Source organism: Neolewinella sp. (assembly GCF_965214665.1).
GTDB lineage: Bacteria > Bacteroidota > Bacteroidia > Chitinophagales > Saprospiraceae > Neolewinella.
Map to the genome: position 1 here is coordinate 436,308 of NZ_OZ243970.1, position 19,366 is coordinate 455,673.

11 protein-coding genes are annotated in these 19,366 nt (G+C 60.9%); 8 read left to right on the forward strand and 3 right to left on the reverse strand.

From position 1 onward, the window contains the following. Positions 1-31 precede the first annotated feature (31 nt). The 5 genes from ACOOHD_RS02240 to ACOOHD_RS02260 all read left to right on the forward strand — a co-directional run bounded on the left by ACOOHD_RS02240 (position 32) and on the right by ACOOHD_RS02260 (position 5,307). Positions 32-1,417, forward strand: coding sequence for a Gfo/Idh/MocA family oxidoreductase (locus ACOOHD_RS02240; protein WP_420459937.1), 1,386 nt, complete (start codon positions 32-34; stop codon positions 1,415-1,417). A 63-nt stretch (positions 1,418-1,480) separates the two neighbouring features. Continuing rightward, positions 1,481-2,164, forward strand: coding sequence for a uracil-DNA glycosylase (gene ung, locus ACOOHD_RS02245; protein WP_420459938.1), 684 nt, complete (start codon positions 1,481-1,483; stop codon positions 2,162-2,164). A gap of 83 nt (positions 2,165-2,247) precedes the next feature. Further along, a complete protein-coding gene (locus ACOOHD_RS02250; protein ID WP_420459939.1) occupies positions 2,248-2,805 on the forward strand; it encodes a hypothetical protein in 558 nt (185 codons plus the stop codon). Between the two features lie 36 nt (positions 2,806-2,841). Next, positions 2,842-4,113: a phosphoribosylamine--glycine ligase gene (gene purD / locus ACOOHD_RS02255; protein WP_420459940.1), complete on the forward strand. Its 1,272-nt coding sequence runs from the start codon at positions 2,842-2,844 to the stop codon at positions 4,111-4,113. Between the two features lie 3 nt (positions 4,114-4,116). Further along, a complete protein-coding gene (locus ACOOHD_RS02260) occupies positions 4,117-5,307 on the forward strand; it encodes a putative sugar nucleotidyl transferase (RefSeq protein ID WP_420459941.1) in 1,191 nt (396 codons plus the stop codon). 41 nt (positions 5,308-5,348) lie between these two features. Here ACOOHD_RS02260 and ACOOHD_RS02265 read toward each other — a convergent pair whose 3' ends face one another. Continuing rightward, complete coding sequence (locus ACOOHD_RS02265; RefSeq protein WP_420459942.1) at positions 5,349-6,218, reverse strand: CPBP family intramembrane glutamic endopeptidase; 870 nt, start codon at positions 6,216-6,218, stop codon at positions 5,349-5,351. Positions 6,219-6,294: 76 nt separating this feature from the next. On the opposite strand from ACOOHD_RS02265, the gene ACOOHD_RS02270 reads away from it, so the two are divergent. Beyond that, on the forward strand, positions 6,295-8,265 hold the full coding sequence (locus tag ACOOHD_RS02270) for a glycosyltransferase family 2 protein (protein ID WP_420459943.1): 1,971 nt from the start codon (positions 6,295-6,297) through the stop codon (positions 8,263-8,265). A 60-nt stretch (positions 8,266-8,325) separates the two neighbouring features. Here ACOOHD_RS02270 and ACOOHD_RS02275 read toward each other — a convergent pair whose 3' ends face one another. Together ACOOHD_RS02275 and ACOOHD_RS02280 are read right to left on the reverse strand one after the other, a co-directional pair. Further along, positions 8,326-9,492: a glycosidase gene (locus tag ACOOHD_RS02275; RefSeq protein WP_420459944.1), complete on the reverse strand. Its 1,167-nt coding sequence runs from the start codon at positions 9,490-9,492 to the stop codon at positions 8,326-8,328. 10 nt (positions 9,493-9,502) lie between these two features. Next, a complete protein-coding gene (locus ACOOHD_RS02280; RefSeq protein WP_420459945.1) occupies positions 9,503-14,269 on the reverse strand; it encodes a translocation/assembly module TamB domain-containing protein in 4,767 nt (1,588 codons plus the stop codon). 534 nt (positions 14,270-14,803) lie between these two features. Here ACOOHD_RS02280 and lepA point away from each other — a divergent pair. Both lepA and ACOOHD_RS02290 read left to right on the forward strand, forming a co-directional pair. Further along, a complete protein-coding gene (gene lepA, locus ACOOHD_RS02285) occupies positions 14,804-16,591 on the forward strand; it encodes a translation elongation factor 4 (RefSeq protein WP_420459946.1) in 1,788 nt (595 codons plus the stop codon). Between the two features lie 204 nt (positions 16,592-16,795). After that, a complete protein-coding gene (locus tag ACOOHD_RS02290; RefSeq protein ID WP_420459947.1) occupies positions 16,796-19,327 on the forward strand; it encodes a transglycosylase domain-containing protein in 2,532 nt (843 codons plus the stop codon). Positions 19,328-19,366 lie beyond the last annotated feature (39 nt).

Consider the following 19,366-nt stretch of genomic DNA (forward strand, 5'->3'; position numbering starts at 1 on the left):
TTCCCTTATCTTATCGGGCAAATGCCGCATCATGCACCGCCGCAACTTTCTGAAGTCTACCTCCCTGCTGGCCGCCACCCTTGCCGCCGGGCAGGCCAGCGCCTTTCGCCTCTGGAAAAACACCGCCCAAAAACGCGTCGCCCTAGTAGGTACGGGTATCCGGGGAAGTACGCTGTGGGGCAAGAACCTGGTGGATAACTACGGCGAGCAAGTGCAGTTCGTAGGCCTATGCGATATCAATCCAGGGCGACTGGAGACGGTGCGAAAGTACATGGGAGTAGACTGCCCGACCTTCACCGACTTCGGGGAAATGATGCAGCAAACGAAGCCCGAGTGGGTGATCGTGACGACGATGGATAGTACCCACGACACCTTCATCGTAGCCGCCATGGAGGCCGGAGCGCACGTGATCACCGAAAAGCCAATGACCACCGATGCCGCCAAGTGCCAGAATATTCTCGATACGCAGCAGCGGACCGGCCGGGAGGTGCTGGTGACCTTTAACTACCGGCACACCCCCCACAACACGGCCATTAAGCAACTGCTGCACGACGAGCGGGTGGGACCGGTGACCAGCGTAGACTTCCACTGGTACCTCAATGTGTACCACGGGGCGAGCTACTTCCGCCGCTGGCATGCCTACGTGGAGAATAGCGGGAGCCTCTGGGTCCATAAGGCTACCCACCACTTCGACCTGCTCAACTGGTGGGTGGGGGCCACACCGGTGGAGGTGACCGCCTACGGGGCCCTGGAGCACTACGGCAAGAACGGGCCGTTCCGCGGCGCGTCATGCCGGACCTGCCCGCACAAGACGGAGTGCCCCTACTACTGGGACATTACGCAGGACGAATCGTCGATGCGGTTATACGTGCAAAATGAGGAGTACGATGGCTACATCCGCGACTCTTGTGTATTCCGCGAGGACATTAACATATGGGACAAAATGAGTGCCCAGATCCTGTACGACAACGGGGTAGTGGTCAACTATTCCCTGACGACCTACTCGCCCTACGAGGGCTATCGCATCGCCTTCAACGGGCACCGCGGGCGCATCGACAGCTGGGAGGATATTCCCTACCAGCGTGGGGAGTACTCGGAGGAGGAGCAGAAAGCCCTGCACGGCAACGAGATGAACTTCTCCGAGGAGGAGGCCCCCTCGGAGTTCCACGAGATCGTGGTGCACGACAACTTCGAGGCCCAGTACGAGAGCGTGAAGGTGCCGAAATATCGGTACGGTCACGGCGGGGGAGACAAGCGAATGCTAGACTACCTCTTTGTGAATCCCGAGGCGGCCGACCCCCTGGGGCATATGGCAGGCACGCGCGACGGAGCGCTGTCGGTGCTCATCGGAGTGGCGGCACGTAAGAGTATTGCGGAGCGGCGGGCGGTGCGGCTGGATGAGTTGGTGCGCGTGTAAAGCAAACATTTTGGTCGGTATTGTTCTTAGGCCAGTGCACCCTTCGATTATCTACCACCTACTATGGCCGCCACCAACGTACAGATAGAGCCTTCCTGGAAAGAGGCCCTGGAGCCTGAATTCAGCAAGCCTTACTTCAATACCCTTATCGATTTTATTAAACAAGAAAAGACCGACGGAAAAACCGTCTACCCGCCCGGCTCGCTAATCTTTAACGCCTACAACACCACACCGCTGGACCAGGTCAAGGTGGTCATTCTGGGCCAGGATCCCTACCACAATCCGGGGCAGGCTATGGGGCTCAGCTTCAGCGTGCCGCGGGGGGTAACGCCGCCGCCCAGTCTACGCAACATTTATAAGGAGATCGAGGACAGTCTCAATGTCCCCAAGCCCAATCATGGTGACCTGACCAAGTGGGCCGAGCAGGGAGTTTTCCTCCTCAATTCCATGCTCACCGTAGAGCGTAACCAGCCGGGGAGCCACAAGCGGTCGGGCTGGCAGTACTTTACCGACGCCAGTATCAAGGCGGTCAATGATCGCACGGAGCACTCTGTGTTCATGCTCTGGGGGGCATTCGCCCGTAAGAAGGCCGAATTGATCGATGGCAGCAAGCACCTGGTGCTGGAGAGTGCCCATCCCTCGCCGTTTTCGGCCGATAAGGGCTTTTTCGGTAACCACCACTTTAAGCAGGCCAACGAGTACCTGGAGGCTCACGGCAAAACCCCAATCGACTGGAGCCTGGACTAAGACGCGGCTGCTTTTTCGTACTTCTCCTGCTCAGTTTAGGGTGCGCCCCCGCCGAACCTGAGCCCATCCAGGAGGTGCAGCTGGTGACCGGACACCTACGCTATCAGGCGGACCGCGGTAGGCTCATCGCAGATCTGATACTACCGGACTCCACCACCCGCCCCCCCATCTTTCAGGGTAAGATTATGGAGCCGCTACGTAGTCTACCGGCCCGGCGATTCCGCTTCGATCAGGAGGTGGACCTTCGTCGCCCGGTCCGCTTCACGGTAGAAGAGCCGGGACAGAAGGCCGGCCGCTTTTCGTTGCGTATGCTACCGGTATCCCTAGACTCTCTGCCCGATACCCTACGCAGGGATTCTACCGTGCAACTCATGATCGCCGACCGGGGGCTAGCGGAGAACGAAAGTTTGGTGGTGAACCTACAACCGGTGGACAGCGGAGATGAAAAACGCATTTTGCTCACCGGTCCCACCGGGCAGGGCAGCGTGACCCTCACTTCCACTATGCTGCGCGATATCACACCCGGTAGCTACCGTGCCTACCTGATCAAACAACAGCGCTTCCGCGACCAGCAGCACTACCTCAAAGTGAGCCTCCTGGCCGAATACTTTACCCCAGCCCGGCCCCTGGTCGTGGAATAAGCACCCTACCTTAGCGCCGCCCCTAAACTCAGCCCTATGAACGTCCTTCTCCTCGGTAGCGGCGGCCGCGAACACGCCCTGGCGTGGCGACTGTCCCAAAGCCCCCTGTGCGCCGCACTCTACATCGCACCCGGTAATGCTGGTACGGCGACCTACGGCACCAACTTAGCCGTAGATCCTAATGATTTTGACGCGGTACGACAGCTCGTGCTGGACAATAACGTTCGCCTAGTGGTGTGCGGACCGGAGGAGCCCCTGGTGCGGGGGCTACAGGATTACTTTAGCACCGATGAGGAGCTTAAGGCGGTGTACCTCATCGGACCGAGCAAGGAGGCCGCCCGGCTGGAAGGCAGTAAGGCCTACGCCAAGGCCTTTATGCAGGAGTACGATATTCCAACGGCGGCCTACCGGCGGTTTACCGCGGAGGAAGCAGCTGATGGGGAAGACTATTTGGCCTCGCGCAAGGGACCCTTCGTGCTTAAAGCGGATGGACTGGCGGCGGGCAAGGGCGTGGTGATCGTCGATGGGGTAGAGGAGGCTAAGCGGGAACTACGCGCTATGCTCGGCGGTAAGTTCGGCGAGGCCAGCAGTAAGGTGGTCGTGGAGGACTTTCTCAATGGCACGGAGTTTTCTGTCTTCGTCCTTACCGACGGAAAGAGCTACCGTATCCTCCCCGTAGCCAAGGATTACAAGCGCGCCGGAGCGGGCGATACCGGTCCGAACACCGGGGGTATGGGCAGTGTAAGTCATCCTCCCTTCGTGGACGCCGATCTGCTGCGCAAGGTGGAGCAGGCGATTATCCAGCCCACGCTACACGGCATTCAGGCGCGCAAGTTGGACTACCGGGGCTTTATCTTCATCGGTCTGATCGTCGTTGACGGGGAGCCCTTCGTCATTGAGTACAACTGCCGCCTGGGTGACCCCGAGACCCAGTCCGTACTGGCCCGGCTCGACAACGACCTGATGCAATTACTGCTGGAAACGGCCGAGGGCGGACTCACCGGAGCGGTCATCAAGATGGATGACCGGCAGGCAGCCACCGTAGTGCTCACCAGTGGCGGGTACCCGGGGGATTACGAGAAGGGAAAGGTGATTACTGGTATGGATGAGGTGACGGACAGCATGGTCTTCCACGCCGGTACGCAGCTTGACGAGCAGGACCGCCTGGTGACCAGTGGTGGCCGGGTGCTCTCCGTAACGAGTTACGGGGCAACTATCGGGGAAGCCCTACAGCGCTGTTATGCTTCCGCCGAGCGGATCCAGTTCGAGGGGAAGACCTACCGCTCCGATATCGGCTTCGATCTCTAGGCCATGCAGCTTATTCTGTTCGATTCTCCTGCGGTACGTACCGCCTTACTGCCGCTGACCTACGCCCGTCCCGTAGCCGATCTCCGGCTGGGTAGCCTCACCATCGCCGAAAAGTGGGCCCGGCAACTGGAGTGTCCGGTCAGCTACCTGACGCAGGACTACCTGCGCGAGCGCTACCCTTTTCAGTCCGGACAGTCGAACCTGCTCATTGACGGTAGTCTGTTGCCGACCGTGGAGCTCCTGTCGTTCGTAAGGGAGCTGCCCCTTAACACGATCTACTACGCTGCGGACGAGCTGATGGTCGCCCACCTCGATCCGGAGCAACTCGCCACCTATGCGCGGGACGAAACACTAGCTTTGCCACGGCACGAACTTCCGCACCTCCCGCTACTGCGCATCACCCGTCCGGCCGACCTATTTCTGCACAACGACCGCGCTCTACGCGACGATTTCGACCTAGTCACCAACGGTCGTATCTCCGCCGCCCTGCCCAAAAGCAACCGGCTGATCGGTCCGGCCGACCAACTCTTCATTGAGCCCGGCGTGGACATCGAGAGCTGCACCTTGAGCACCCGTAGCGGTCTGATCTACATCGGCCGGGAAGCCGTCGTACTGGAAGGCGGTATGTTCCGGGGGCCACTAGCGATCAACGCCGGAGCGATCGTAAAAATGGGCGCTAAAATCTACGGCGGCACCACCATCGGCGACCGCTGCAAGGTGGGCGGTGAGATCAGCAACGTCGTGTTTCAGGCTAACAGCAACAAGGGCCACGATGGCTACCTCGGCAACGCCGTCATCGGCGAGTGGTGTAATCTCGGGGCCGGCACCGATGCCTCCAACCTCAAAAACGACTACGGCGAGGTGAAGGTGTGGTCGTACGCACAGCGGGCAATGCAACCCAGCGGGCTACAATTTCACGGTCTCATCATGGGAGACCACTGCAAGACCGGCATCGGTACGACGCTCAATACGGGTACCGTTATAGGTTTTTCGAGCAACGTATTCGGGGCAGGATTTCCACCGTCGTTCGTGCCCTCCTTTAGCTGGGGCGGGGCGGGTGAATTAGCCACCTACCGTTTGGAAAAGGCGGTGGCTACGGCGGAGCGGGTCATGGCGCGGCGGGGGGAAACCTTCGGGTCCTTTGAGGAGGAGGTGTTTCGGCGAGTGTTTGCGGATAGTGAGCGCTATCGGTAAGCCGTCAAAAAGCCAAGGTTGAGCGGCCTCGGTGCGTGGAGTCATTTTAGTGCCCGCTCATTTTTCAAAATCAGATACCCCGTAGCCACTGCGCTCAGGGCTCCCACGACAAAGAGCGGGACCACCGACACATCCATCTCCGTATCCGGCGTAAAACTTCCATCCGCGTAGGTCATACCCACCTGGATACCATTGAAGAGCAGGTGGAGCAGGATCGGGATCCAAAGGGAGCCCGTCCAGCGGTAGGCGTAGCCCAGTAGTGCGCCCAAAAAGAAGCGCGGAAAGAACCCGGCGAACTCCACGTGAATTGCCGAGAAGATTGCCGCGGCCACCCACACCGCCGCGTGCTCCGACATCACCCCCCGCAGTAGTCGACCCTGTAGTAAGCCGCGAAACATCAACTCTTCGGATAGGGCGGGTACGACGGCCACCGTCAGTAAGGCCATCAACAACTCTGGTGATTGCTCGAAGGTCAGCACTCCCTCTAGCATGGCGTTGCCGGTGGCTTCGGAGCGTACCATCCAGTCCGGCAGCGGGAGCTGGAGATTGAGGTAAGCAGCCAAGCCGATCAGCGGTAGACCGACAATAAAGGTGCCGATGGCGGCGGTGACCAGCCTCGGTCGCGTGGGCTGCACCAGTCCCGCTGCCTCATTCCAGCGGTCGCGGTAGCTGAGCCAGAGCGCCAGGGCGGCCGCGAGCCCGAAGGTTGCTAGGTTGTTGATCAGTAGAATCAGCCGCAATTGCTGCCGGTCGGCTACGCCGGTGAAGGTTGCCCCCTCCTGCCCAATGGGGATACCGTAGTGGAGCGCCAGCGCGGCCACCACCCCGCCGCCGAGCAGAAACATCGTCAGCAGACTGAGGACCGTAAAGAGGAGTAAACGGAGCGTGCTGTGGCGAAAGGGGTCGGTCATGGCTATGGGGTGAACGACGGCAGGGTACCCAGTTGTTTGCACCCGCGGCCCCGCCCCGGTGCTACCTTTGCCGGCTGTGCAGCTTTCCATCGTCATCGTGAACTACAACGTGCGCTACTTCCTGGAGCAGTGCCTGCTGAGCGTGGAACGGGCTACGGAGGGGATGGACACCGAAACCTGGGTGGTGGATAATAATTCTGCCGACGGCTCCGTGGAATTGGTGCGCCGCCGCTTCCCCTGGGTACATCTAGTCGCCAATAGTGATAACCCCGGCTTTTCGGTCGCCAACAATCAGGCGCTGCGCCAGGCCCGGGGCAAGTACGTACTGCTGCTCAACCCCGATACGGTGGTGCAGGAGGATACCTTCCGCCGCTGCTACGCCTTTGCCGAGGCCCACCCCCGGCTGGGCGGACTGGGCGTGACCATGATCGACGGCAGCGGCCGCTTTCTACCCGAGAGCAAACGGGGACTGCCCACGCCCTGGGTTGCCTTCACGAAGGCCTTTGGACTGGCCCGGCTTTTTCCCCGCTCGCGCCGCTTTAACCACTACCACCTGGGCTACCTTCCGGCCGACGAGACCCACCGTATCGAGGTGCTGGCCGGTGCCTTTATGTGGATGCGCGCCTCGGCCCTGGAGGAAGTCGGCCTGCTCGACGAGGCCTTTTTCATGTACGGCGAGGACATCGACCTGAGCTACCGCCTGCTGCAGGAGGGCTACGAAAATTACTACCTGCCCGAGACCCGCATCATCCACTACAAGGGCGAGAGCACCAAGCGCGGCAGCCTGAACTACGTGCGGGTCTTCTACCAGGCCATGATCATTTTTGCGCGCAAGCACTTCGCCGGCTCCCAGGCCCGGCTGCTGGTGTGGATGATGCAGCTGGCCGTGTACCTGCGCGCCGTGCTTACCGTAGTTTGCAACCTCTGGCAGCACCTCCGCTTTCCCCTCATCGACGCCCTGGGCATCTACGTAGGCCTGCGGCTGCTCAAACGGCTCTGGTCCGCCTACCACTTCGGCGACCCGGACTACTTTCCGGATACCATCCACTACGTACACTTTCCGGCCTACGTGCTGCTGTGGACGGGCAGTATCTTTCTCGGCGGCGGCTACGACCGGCCGTACGATTACGGGCGGTTGCTGCGTAGTTTGGCGGTGGGTACGCTGCTGCTACTGGCCATTTACGGCTTGTTGCCGGAGGAGTTTCGTCCGAGTAGGGCGCTGCTCGTGCTGGGCGCGGCTTGGACGACGGTCTGGACCCTGGGCGTACGGGCCACGGCCAGCGCACTTACCTACGGCAGCATCGACCAGTCCCACGAGCGCCGCCTCATCATCGTGGGGGGCCGTGCCGAGACCCAGCGCACCCTCAGCCTCCTCCAGCGCGCCGGCGCTACCCGTAACTACCTCGGCCACATCGCTCCCACCGGCGAACCCTGGGGCGGGGCCGCAGGTGCCGACGAATCGATCGGGAGCACGGACCGTCTGGAGACCCTGGCCCGGCTCTACCGCGTCGAGGAACTCATCTTCTGTTCGGCCGACCTGGATAATACAGCCATTCAGGGGTGGATGACCCGGCTGGGCCCGGATATACAGTACCGTATCCTGCCCGAAGCCAGTGGCAGCATCATCGGTAGCCACCGCCGCGACCAGCGGGGCACGCTCTATACCATCGACGTGAACCTGCGCATTAACGATCCGACCTACCGGCGGGGGAAGTGGCTGTTTGACCGGCTGGGGGCGGTGGTGTTGTTGCTGCTCTCACCGCTGCTCGTCTGGTTCGTGCGGGATAAGGGTGGGTTTTTCCGTAACGCCATCGGGGTACTGCTGGGTAGGCGGAGCTGGGTGGGTTACCACCCGGGCGATCCGCAGCGGGAGCTGCTGCCGCGATTACGGCCGGGGGTACTCTGGCCGGGCATAGAGACTACCGAGCTGGATGCGGATACCCTGCACCACCTGAACCTGCTGTACGCGCGGGATTACGGGGTGGGAGAGGACTGGCGGATGGTGGTGGGCCACCTGCGGTGGCTGGGGCTTCGCCCCCCGGACTAGCGTCCGGGGTCGGGGCGGGGGAACCCCTACGGGGTTATGGGTGCCGTGTGGCAGGTGAGGCTAATTATTCTCTAGGTTCTGGCGGATGAGGGCGGAGCGGGCGCGGACGCTGGCGGCGGAGGTGAGGCCGTCGGGTGGGGTGTTTTTAGCGTAGTCGAGGAGCTGGGCTACGGTGGTGGTGGCTACGTGCATGCGGGTGTCGGAGCTGGCGTAGTAGATGAACACCTCGTCCTGCTGGTTGCGGATCCAGCCGTTGGTGAAGGTGACGTTGCTGACGTCGCCGACGCGCTCTTCACCCTGCGGTGCGATGAGGTGACCGGCCGGGGCGTACTTGATCTGCCAGGGGCGGTCGAGCTCGGTGACGAAGAGGTAAAGGACGTAGCGCAGGCCGGCGGCGGTATTGCGCACGCCGTGGGCGAGGTGGATCCAGCCCTCCGGGGTTTTGAGGGGCGCGGGGCCCTGGCCGTTCTTGATCTCCTTAATCGTATGGTAGGCCTTGGCGTCCACGATCACCTCTTCCCTGATCTCGGCACCGTCCATGGACTCACTCAGTCCCCAGCCGATGCCGCCACCGCTACCGACGGAGATGAAGCCGTCCTGGGGGCGGGTGTACATGGCGTACTTGCCATCGACCAATTCGGGGTGAAGCACGACGTTGCGCTGCTGGCCGCTGTAGGTGATCAGGTCGGGGAGGCGCTCCCAGGTATTCAGGTCCTTGGTGCGGGCGATGCCACACTGGGCCTCGGCGGCGCTGAGGTTGTCGGGCTGGTCGAGGTCCTTGCGCTCGGCGCAGAAGAGGCCGTACACGTAGCCGTCCTCGTGGTGGGTAAGGCGCATGTCGTAGACGTTGGTCGTGTCGCGACCGACCTCCGGCATGGTGATGGGATAGTTCCAGAAGCGGAAGTTATCGACGCCATTAGGGCTCTCGGCGATGGCGAAGAAGCTCTTACGGTCGTTGCCCTCCACGCGCACGGCCAGTACATACTTACCCTCCCAGAGAATGGCCCCGGCATTGAAGGTGGCGTTAATGCCCTGGCGTTCCATCAGGAAGGGGTTGCGCTCCTCGTTGAGGTCATAGCGCCAGAACAGCGGGGTATGGTCGGCGGTGAGGATGGGGTGCTGGTAGCGGGTGTAGATGCCGTTGCCGGGTTTGACGGCTGCATTGGGGCGCTCGATGAGCTGGGTGTGCAGCTGCTCGAGGGCGGCTTTACGCTGATCAAAATTCATGCGCGCAAACTTAGCGTTTTCCGGTGTCCTTGCGGAAGGCGGCGAAGAACTCGTCCAGGTTGTCAAACTCCCGTTTCCAGCTCAGTCCGGTGCCCACCTGGAGGCGGCGCGTATTGGCGATGTCGGGTTGCCGCCGCTGGTAGACCCGCAGCTTGAGGGAGCGGCTATTATTGAGTACATATTCCAGCACGATGTCGTTGCCCACGAAGGTGCCGGTGGTGGCCGTGCTGCTGACGCGGTTGTTTAGTACGTTGACGTCGCCGCGTAGGGTAAGCCGGTTGTTTAGATCGCGACGGAAGGAAAACTCTACCGCCTGTCCGCTGACCACGTCCGTAGTGTTACCGGTGGTAGTGCTGGACGTATAGTTGTTGTAGTCGATGTCGAAGTCGAAGCCGGAGATGAAGGCGTCCTCCCCGAAGGCATCCCGTAGTAGATCGTTGAGCAGCAGACTGAGGTAGTTGCCAAGCCACTCACTGACGGTATTGACGGCTACGTCGGCTACGTTGAAGCTGAGGTCGGAGGGGAGAAATTGTCCGACGGCGATCAGGCCGAACACCTGTCGGTTAAGCTCACTCTGGTCGAGCAGTAGCTGCCGACGCTTGTTGTTGGCATAGTTTTCTAGGATACCGTCCAGCGACGGGAAGGCGATGTCGAAGGCAATATTCGGCTGGGTTAGGATGCCGGAAAGCTTCAGCGTCAGGTCGACATCCGTTGCACGGGCGGCCGTCTGCTGTAGGTCCCGGTTCCCGGCATCGGTACTGGAAGCCGGGATATATTCCCGTATGAAGGGCAGGATCGGTGTCTTCAGATTCTGGTAGTCGGCCTGGATATCGATCTGAGCGGCGAAGGGATCGCCCGACCAGGTCACCGTACCGCCGGGCCGCACGGTGAATTCCTTATTGACCACCTTATAGAGCGTGAAGAGATAGTCCCCCTCCGTCAGTGCGATTGTGCCGTACATCTGTAGGTCGCTGTCGCGGGGGATACGGATGGTCAGATCGCCATTTCCCTGCCCCCGCAGCACGTCGCCCACATCCTCGTCGAAGATGATCTCCCCGATGGCCTGGTCGGTGACCTCGATTTCCATCTCTAGACTCACCCCGATGGGGTCGGCCACGGCCGTTTCCGTTTCCTCCTCCTTGTACACCCTGCGGTTTACGAAGCGGACGTTGTCGATGGCCCCGGCCCCACTGCCGGCGGCTACCGGAATGGACAGCCGGGATTCGTTGCCTACCGTAGCCCGCACGTAGATGTCCGTCTGCCGAAAATTGCCCGTAAAGCTGACCGTGCCCCGCCCCAGTGCCCGCCCGTAGAAGGTGGGGTTTTGCCCCGGAGCCAGGTCGAGCGCTAGGAAGCGATCCGTCTGTAGTTGGGCGTTAATACCCAGGTCCTTAAGCCGGTCGTGGGTGATACCTCCGGTAAGGCGGGCCACATTGTTGTACCGATCCAGCAACTGGGTGCCGGCCAGGTCAAAGAGCGTATTGGTGATGCGTACCCGACTGTCGTCGAAGTGGTAGCGCGTTTGTAGGTAGTCGAGTGTAAAGGCGCCCGCCGTAGCATCGATGTAGCCCTTGACGTCGGGCTTACCGGCCGGCCCCGTCACGTTGAGCTGCCCGTCGATCTTGCCGACGATGCTCGAGACCGCTCCGCCCACCCAGTAACGGGCAATGTCGAGGGGGTAGCCAGTGAGGTCCACCGTGAGGTCGAGGTAGTTCTTGGCCTGGTCCACGCGGGGGTCCTCACTAAGGTCGCCCAGGTTATAGGTCGCCTCGGCAATGAGCTGGGAGGTATCGCGGTCGAGGTTCATGTAGGCGGTCAGGCGGCCCTTGGTATTAGGCGCGCGCAGGTCCATGCGCATGTCGCCGTAGCTATCACCGTTGATGAGAAAGCTATCGCTGCGCACCTCCGCACTCAGGCCCTGTAGCTTAAAGACGTCGTCTACGCCCAGGTGTACGTTCACCCGCCCACTGAAGTCTAACGGCTGATACGTCCAGACGGAGTCCACCAGTCCGAGGGCCATGTTCTCCAGGTCCAGTTCCAATCCACGTGTGCCCTGTTTGGCCAGTCGAATGCGTCGCTCACCGCTCCGCAGACTGAAGTTGCGGGTATCGATGTACTGCGGGCCAACTACAATGCGGTTATCGCGCCGGATCGTCCACGGCTCCTGGAACAGTACTAAATCCGACTCGTCGAAGCGAATGGCGTAGTTGGCGCTATCCGGCAGGGTGATCTCTCCGTTTAGATTTAGCTTATCCAGGAATACGCCCACGTTGCCGCCGTAATTGATACCGAAGGTGATGGTATCGCGGTCGATCAGGCTGAGGAGTGTGAGCTGGTCCAGCAGCGGATTGCCGTTGATGAGGGTGGTATCGATAACCAGGTCCAGCTCGCCCTCGGAGCCCTCACCCTTGGTGCGTACGATGAGGTCGACCAGGCTGATGTTATCGAAGCTAAAGCGGGGAGCCAGCAGCTCAGCGTCGAGCCGGTCCTCGAAGCCATCGTAGCTGCCCGTCAGGTGTACATCCACGAGCGGACCGAGCTTAGGATCGATGAGCCGATTCAGTCCCTTAGAATCGAGCACCGTGAGGTTGAAGCTGAAGCGGTTGGGCTCCGGCACGGTGCGCGGGGGCTGGATCTTCAGGCGCCGCGCCCAACCCGGGTAGTAGGTCACTAGGTAATCCGTCAGACTGGTCGCCACCTCGTTGATGTCGAAGCGGCCGATGATCTCACCCTCCGCCACGTCGCTTTCGAGCTTGACGACCTTTTGTCCCGCGGCATTGAAGTTGGAGTAGGCTAGCAGGCGGCCGATCTCGATCAGGGCAGTATCGCGCACGATCTGGAAACTGTCGAGCTCCACCCGGCCCTCCATCTCGCTGAAGACTAGGTTGCGCAGGTTGAGGTCGACATCCCCGGAGAGCACCACCAGCCGCTCGCTCAGGTGGAGGGCCCGGAGGTCCATTTTGTTGATCTCGGCCAGGAAGTCGAAGACAGGCACGGTATCGCGAAAGTCGAGCTCCCCCAGGAAGCTTAGGTCGATGTTCTCGTCGGCGATCTCGAAGCTCCCGTTGAAGAATTGCTGCTCGAGCCGGCCATTGATGCGGGCGTTTTCGTAGCGGTAGCCGCGGAATGTCAGGGTTTCTACCGTCGCATTGAGATTAGCGCTGGCGGTTTCGGGGAAGAGACTGACGCCGTCGTCGATCGCGGCGCTGAAGTTCACGTTGCCCAGCTGAGCGTTGTCCGTCCAGCGTCCCAGGGCAAAGTCATCGAGGGAAAGCGTCCCACTATACTCCGCCCGCCGGGCCCCGCCCTCGATGTTCATGCGCATGTCCAGCACCGCCCGCCCGATGTCGGTGCGTAGATCCCCCTTCGCGGCAAAGTCGGTAAAGAAGCCGTCGAACTGCCCGTTAAAATCGAGCCGTCCGAGTTTGGAAAAATTAGGCGGCAGGTTCATACGGGGGATCAGTCGGCGCAGCGTCGTCACGTTCGACTTTAGTACGTCCAGCTTCAGGTTCAGGGCCTCGGAGCCCGGCTGGGCCAGGTTGCGGCTACTGAAGCTGCCCTCTAGGTAGTTGTTGTCATCTAGCCCCAGCACCACGTCGGTAGCCCGCAGGTTATTGACCCGGCCACTGAAGTCTCCCCCGAGCCGGATACTCCGCTCCCGGTTGTCTATAAAGAAGGGGTTAGACCGCAGCTTACGGGCGAAGTACAGCAGGTCACGCACCGCCAGCGTACTGGGGGTAAGCCCGATGTCCATCCGCACCCGGTCGTTGAAGTCCCCCCAGTCACTCCAGCCCCCGGGGAAGGTGAAGCGCAGGGAGTCCGATAGCTCGCTGGCCGGCGTGGTCAGCACCAGGTCGTAGAGTTGTAGCTCGGTGGGCGTGACCAGTAGATCCTCTACGCTCAGGCGGTTAAGCACAAAACCACTCTGCTCCTCCAGGCTCAGGTGCTTCAGCTTGCCCCGAAACTCTCCGTTCTGGAAGTCGACCTCCGTCAGTTCCAGGTCTACGTCGTGGGTGTTGAGCCGCCCGAAATCCACGGAGGTGAGCTCGGCCACCTCGATGGCTTCTTTACGGAAGTTATCCAGTACAAAGGAGCCGTCGATGATCTCAATGCTTTCGGCCAGGATCTGCAGGCTGCCCACGCTACTGTCTACCGCGGTAGTGTCCAGTTGGCGGATGGCGGCATCTAGCTCCGGCACATTCGTCAGCGGGGCGGGGGAGAAGGTGGTCTGGTGCACCAACGGGCGGCGGATCTCGGCATTAGCTACGGCGATTACGCGATCTGCCAGATCGAGCCGATCCATGCGTACCACGGCCGATTCCAGGCGCACGTCGAAGCGCTGCCCGCGCACGCTATCGTTTTGTACGAAGCTGATGTTTTCCAAGTCCAGCCGGTCCAGCGCCAGATTGATCGGTTTGCCGGGCGCGTCGCGGGGGGGAAAGAGTTTGCGTAGGGTGGTTTGTAGGTTGGTCTCCGTATCGCCTAGGTCGCGCCGAATAGTGAATTTGGTGTCGGCGATGGTGAGCGCCTCGATCTCTACGGCGTTGTCGAGTAGGGAAAGGAGATTCAGGTCCGCCTGTAGCCGCTGTCCGTACAGCAGCGTATCGCCGTACTTATCCTCCACGAAGAGCCCCTCCAGCGTGAGTTCATCAAACCACGAGAGGCGCACGTAGTCTACACGCACCTCGGTTTCTAGGGTCTTGGAGATGCCCTCCGTGACCTGGCGGAGCAGCCAGTTTTGAAAGTCGGGCAGTTGCAGCAGGCCCAATAAAAACATAACGCCTACGATGGTCCAAACGATGATCCGGCGCAGCAGCCTCCACCAGCGACCTTTACGGCGCGGGGTCGGGGCGGGCGGGGGAGTAGGCTGTTCGGGCATGCGCGGAAGCGGCGGCGGCGGCAGTCGGCCGGACTAGCAGTAGTAACGTCATAAGCCCCGGCAGTGTTACGGGGCGGAGTGGGGGGGGCGGGGCCGCGGGTGCGGGCTTACTTGCGCGGAGGTCCCTGCTGCCGGTTGGGTACCCGCACGGGTTGGGGGGCGGGCTGCGGCGCGGGAAAGAGGCTATTGAGTAGTTCCTGGAGAAAATCGTTCAGCTTAGACATGGTAGCAAGATCGTGGGATGTAATAAAGAGGGAACAGTCTCAAACAGCAAATAGCCGGTCGGGTATACACCATTAACGCAACTTTAGCGCATTCGGTATGCCTTGCACCTGCGGCCCCGCCCGCATCCACAACCCGATGCCGCCTGCCGGGTGTTGTATCTTTGCGCGCCCAGAGCGCCCCTCCCTTACCCCTATACGCCCTTACCCCTTGAAGCACATTCGGAATTTTTGCGTCATCGCCCACATCGACCACGGCAAGAGCACTTTGTCGGACCGGCTGCTCGATTTTACCCAGGCGGTGAACGAGCGGGAGAAGATGGATCAGCAGCTTGACGATATGGACCTGGAGCGTGAGCGCGGCATCACGATTAAGAGCCACGCCATCCAGATGCACTATACGCATACCGACGGCCAGGCCTACACCTTCAATATGATCGATACGCCGGGTCACGTCGATTTCAGCTACGAGGTGAGCCGCTCCATTGCCGCCTGTGAGGGGGCGCTGCTGCTGGTGGACGCTACCCAGGGCATTCAGGCCCAGACGATCTCCAACCTCTTTCTGGCCCTGGAGCATGAGTTGGAGATCATCCCGGTGCTTAATAAGGTCGACATGGAAACGGCCATGATTGAGGAGATGGCCGACCAGATGATCGACCTGACGGGCTGTGAGCGCGGCGACATCATTCTGGCCAGTGGCAAGACGGGCATCGGCGTGCCGGAGATCATGCGGGCCGTGGTGGAGCGCATCCCGCCGCCTACGGGAGACCCCATGGCACCGCTGCAAGCCCTTATTTTCGACTCCGTATTTAACCCCTTCCGCGGGGTGATTGCCTACGTGCGGGTGATGAACGGAGAGCTCAATAGAGGCGATACGCTGCGCTTCATTGCCACCGAATCGGTCTATGAGGCCAATGAGGTGGGTGCCATGGAAATTACCCCGAAGCCGCAGGATAAGATCAGTTGCGGCAGCGTGGGCTACATCGTCACCGGACTAAAAACCAGCTCCGAGATCAAGGTAGGCGATACGGTCACTCTGGAGGAGCGGCCCGGCGAGATGCTGGCGGGCTTCGAGGAGGTAAAACCAATGGTTTTCGCCGGTATCTTTCCACTGGACAACGACGACTTCGAGCCCCTGCGCGATAGCCTGGAAAAACTACAACTCAACGATGCCAGTCTGGTGTTCGAACCGGAAACCTCGGCAGCCCTGGGCTACGGCTTCCGCTGTGGCTTCCTGGGCATGCTGCACCTGGAGATCGTGCAGGAGCGGCTCTTTCGCGAGTTCAATATGGACGTGATCACCACGGTGCCGAACGTGACCTACAAGGTGATGGATACGAAGGGTAACATCACGGAGATCCGCAACCCCGCCGAGCTACCCGACGTCAATCACCGCGCCGCGGTGGAGGAGCCGATGATCACCGCCCAGATTATCACTACCACGGAGTACATCGGGGCCATCATGACGCTCTGCATCGACAAGCGCGGTACCCTGACCAAACAGACCTACCTAAGCCCCGAGCGGGTGGAGCTGCACTTCATCCTGCCGCTGGCCGAGATCGTGTTCGATTTTTACGATCGCTTGAAGAGCATGAGCCGGGGCTACGCCAGCTTCGATTACCAGCCCAAGGACTACCAGGAAACCGATCTAGTGCGCCTGGACATCAAACTCAACGGCGAGAATGTAGATGCCCTCTCGGCCCTCGTGCACCGCAGCAAGGCCGAGCAGATCGGCCGGCAGATGTGTAAGAAACTGCGGGAGCTGCTGCCCCGGCAGCAGTTCATGATCGCCATCCAGGCGGCCATTGGGGCCAAGGTGATCGCCCGCGAGACGCTCTCGGCGATGCGTAAGGACGTGACGGCCAAGTGCTACGGGGGTGACATTAGTCGGAAGCGGAAACTGCTGGAAAAGCAGAAGGCGGGTAAGCGTAAGATGCGGCAGTTCGGTAAGGTGGAGGTGCCGCAGAAGGCATTTCTGGACGTGTTGAAGCTGGACTAAGACCTCCGTCGTGGTACATTATCTTTACCACCAATTGCGTTATTTACTGTGCGACTCCGTCGCTGCAGGTGTTTTGAACCACAGAGGACGCAGAGGCCCGCAGAGGTCCATCCGATACATCTCTGCGGCCCTCCGCGCCCTCTGTGGTTGGATGATAAGCCGAGCGCGTAGCGCGACAGCGACCCACTTACCTAACTACACCGGATGTCAAGATTAAACCACTTCCTACTAGGCGATACCCGCGGCTGGCTACGCACCGCCCTCAGGGTATTCTGGCTCCTGGTGCTGGCCATCCCCGTAGGTATTATTGCAGTCTTCACGGCACTCAGCTTCACCGATCTCCCCTCGGTGACCGAGCTCGAAAATCCTAAGAATAACGAGGCCAGCCCGGTACTGGCCAGCGACGGCACCGTACTCGGCCGCTTCTTTGTGGAGAACCGCGTAATGGTCAACTTCAACGACCTGGGCCCCCACCTGGAGGCCGCCCTGGTGAGCACGGAGGACGAGCGGTACTACGATCACAGTGGCATCGACTGGCAGAGCCTGCCGCGGGTAGTGATCAAGACGGCCATCCTGGGAGATGAATCCGCCGGTGGGGGCTCCACCATCACTCAGCAGCTGGCCAAATTGCTCTTTACCGAACAGGTGAGCGCCAACATCTTCGAGCGGGGGTTTCAGAAGCTTAAGGAGTGGATCATCGCCGTACGCCTGGAGCGCAAGTACACCAAGCAGGAGATCATCGCTATGTACCTCAACCGCTACGACTTCATCAACGGGGCACAGGGCATTCGGGCAGCGGCGGAGAACTACTTTGACGGGAAACGCCCGGACGATCTCGACGTGCAGGAAGCCGCCATGCTAGTGGGCATGCTCAAGAACGCCTCGTTGTACAACCCACTGCGCTTTCCCGAGCGCGCCGAGCGTCGCCGTAACCAGGTGCTGGCCCAGATGCTGCGCAACGAGCGCATCACGAAGCCGGCGTACGATTCCCTTTCTACGCTACCCCTGGGGGTGACCTTTACCCGGCAGCGACACGATGACGGGCTAGCCCCCTACTTCCGCATGGTGCTGGCCGAGGAGGCCAAAAAGATACTCGCCCAGGAGGCCTACCGCAAAAGCGACGGCAGCGCCTACGACATCTACCGCGATGGCCTCACCTTCCAGACGACCATCGACCCCCTGCTACAGCGCCACGCCGAGGCCGAGGCCCGGGTGCACATGGCGCAGTTGCAGGACGAATTCTTCAAGCACTGGAAGAATATGGACCCCTGGACCTACACCAACCCCGGCTCCGAAACCGAGGTGCGCGTAGAGCGCCGCCAGGAGAGTCTGCGCAACGCCATCCGCAATTCCGACCGCTACCAACTGTACCGCCGCAGCATTCTCTCGCCCGTACTGCGCAAGATTACCGGCCAACGCGATTTTCGGTTCAGTCATACGGACCGCGAGGTCGAGCGCATGGTAGAGGAGGCCAGGACACCCGGCGTGATTGCCGATGCCGTGAGCCGCAATCTGATCTCCGAGGAATTTGCCAAAGGCCACCGCGAGGTAATGCGGCTACCGGAGTTTCAGGAGCTGCAAAAGGCCTGGGCTGAACTACAGCGCACCGTCAAGACGGAGTTCGGTAAGGAAACTGAAATGCGCGTCTTCACTTACGGCAACGCCCGCAACGAGACGGACACCTTGATGACCCCCCTGGACAGCGTGCGCTACCACAAGATGATCCTACAGATCGGCAGCATGTCCGTCGAGCCCAGCACCGGTTTCGTGCGCACCTGGGTGGGAGGCAGCAACTTCAAGTGGTTCCAGTTCGACCACGTCACGACGCGCCGGCAGGTGGGGTCCACCTTTAAGCCCTTCATCTACGCGGCCTCGATCGCGCTACGGGGCATTACGCCCTGCCTGAAGGTGGTCGACCAGCCGGTCACCATTGGCCCCGGGGACGGCAACTTCCACCTCCAGCGCGAGTGGACGCCGCGTAACTCAGAGGGGGTTTATTCCTACAAGGACTACACCCTCTACCAGGGGCTAAAAAACTCCGTCAACTCGATCTCAGCCTACCTGATGAAGGAGCTGGCGAGTACCGAGCCAGTGCGCAATATGGTGGCGATAATGGGGATCCCGAAATCGGAAATTCCCGACGCCCCCTCCATTGCCCTTGGCTCGGTGGACCTCACCGTACAGCAGCTCACCGGCGCCTACACCACCTTCGGCAACAATGGGGTGTTTACCCGCCCGGTCTACCTGACCGAGATCCGCGACCGCAGCGGCCAGCTCATTTATGAGTACCTGCCGGAGGAGCGGCCGGCCATTAACCCCCAGGCCAACTACGTAATGATCAATATGCTCTCCAAGGCCTCGGTGGGTAACCTGGGCGGCGTCAAGGGCCCCGTGGGCGGCAAGACCGGTACGACCAACGACCAGACCGATGGCTGGTACATGGGACTGACGCCGGAGCTCATCGTCGGCACCTGGGTGGGCGGCGACGACCGCTGGATCCGCTTCCGCAATCTCCGCCTGGGCGCCGGCTCCAATATGGCCAAGCCCTTCTTCCGCCGTTTCGTGCGCGCCGCCCAGGAGGACGAGGCCGTCGGCTGGGACACCGAACGGGGCTGGACCAAACCGGCCGGTGATATCGGCATTGAGATGAACTGCGACGTCTACGAGAGCCCCTACGAGAATACGGAGATCGGACCGAGTAATAATGATCCCTTTGGGAACAGTCCTGACTTTTAGGGCGGGGCCGCAGGTGCAATGAAGGTACTCCACATCACT

Coding starts and splice junctions, on each gene's coding strand:
- ACOOHD_RS02240 (WP_420459937.1), top strand. CDS start 32: ATGCACCGCCGCAACTTTCTGAAGTCTACCTCCCTGCTGGCCGCCACC.
- ung (WP_420459938.1), top strand. CDS start 1,481: ATGGCCGCCACCAACGTACAGATAGAGCCTTCCTGGAAAGAGGCCCTG.
- purD (WP_420459940.1), top strand. CDS start 2,842: ATGAACGTCCTTCTCCTCGGTAGCGGCGGCCGCGAACACGCCCTGGCG.
- ACOOHD_RS02260 (WP_420459941.1), top strand. CDS start 4,117: ATGCAGCTTATTCTGTTCGATTCTCCTGCGGTACGTACCGCCTTACTG.
- ACOOHD_RS02265 (WP_420459942.1), bottom strand. CDS start 6,218: ATGACCGACCCCTTTCGCCACAGCACGCTCCGTTTACTCCTCTTTACG.
- ACOOHD_RS02275 (WP_420459944.1), bottom strand. CDS start 9,492: ATGAATTTTGATCAGCGTAAAGCCGCCCTCGAGCAGCTGCACACCCAG.
- ACOOHD_RS02280 (WP_420459945.1), bottom strand. CDS start 14,269: ATGTTTTTATTGGGCCTGCTGCAACTGCCCGACTTTCAAAACTGGCTG.
- ACOOHD_RS02290 (WP_420459947.1), top strand. CDS start 16,796: ATGTCAAGATTAAACCACTTCCTACTAGGCGATACCCGCGGCTGGCTA.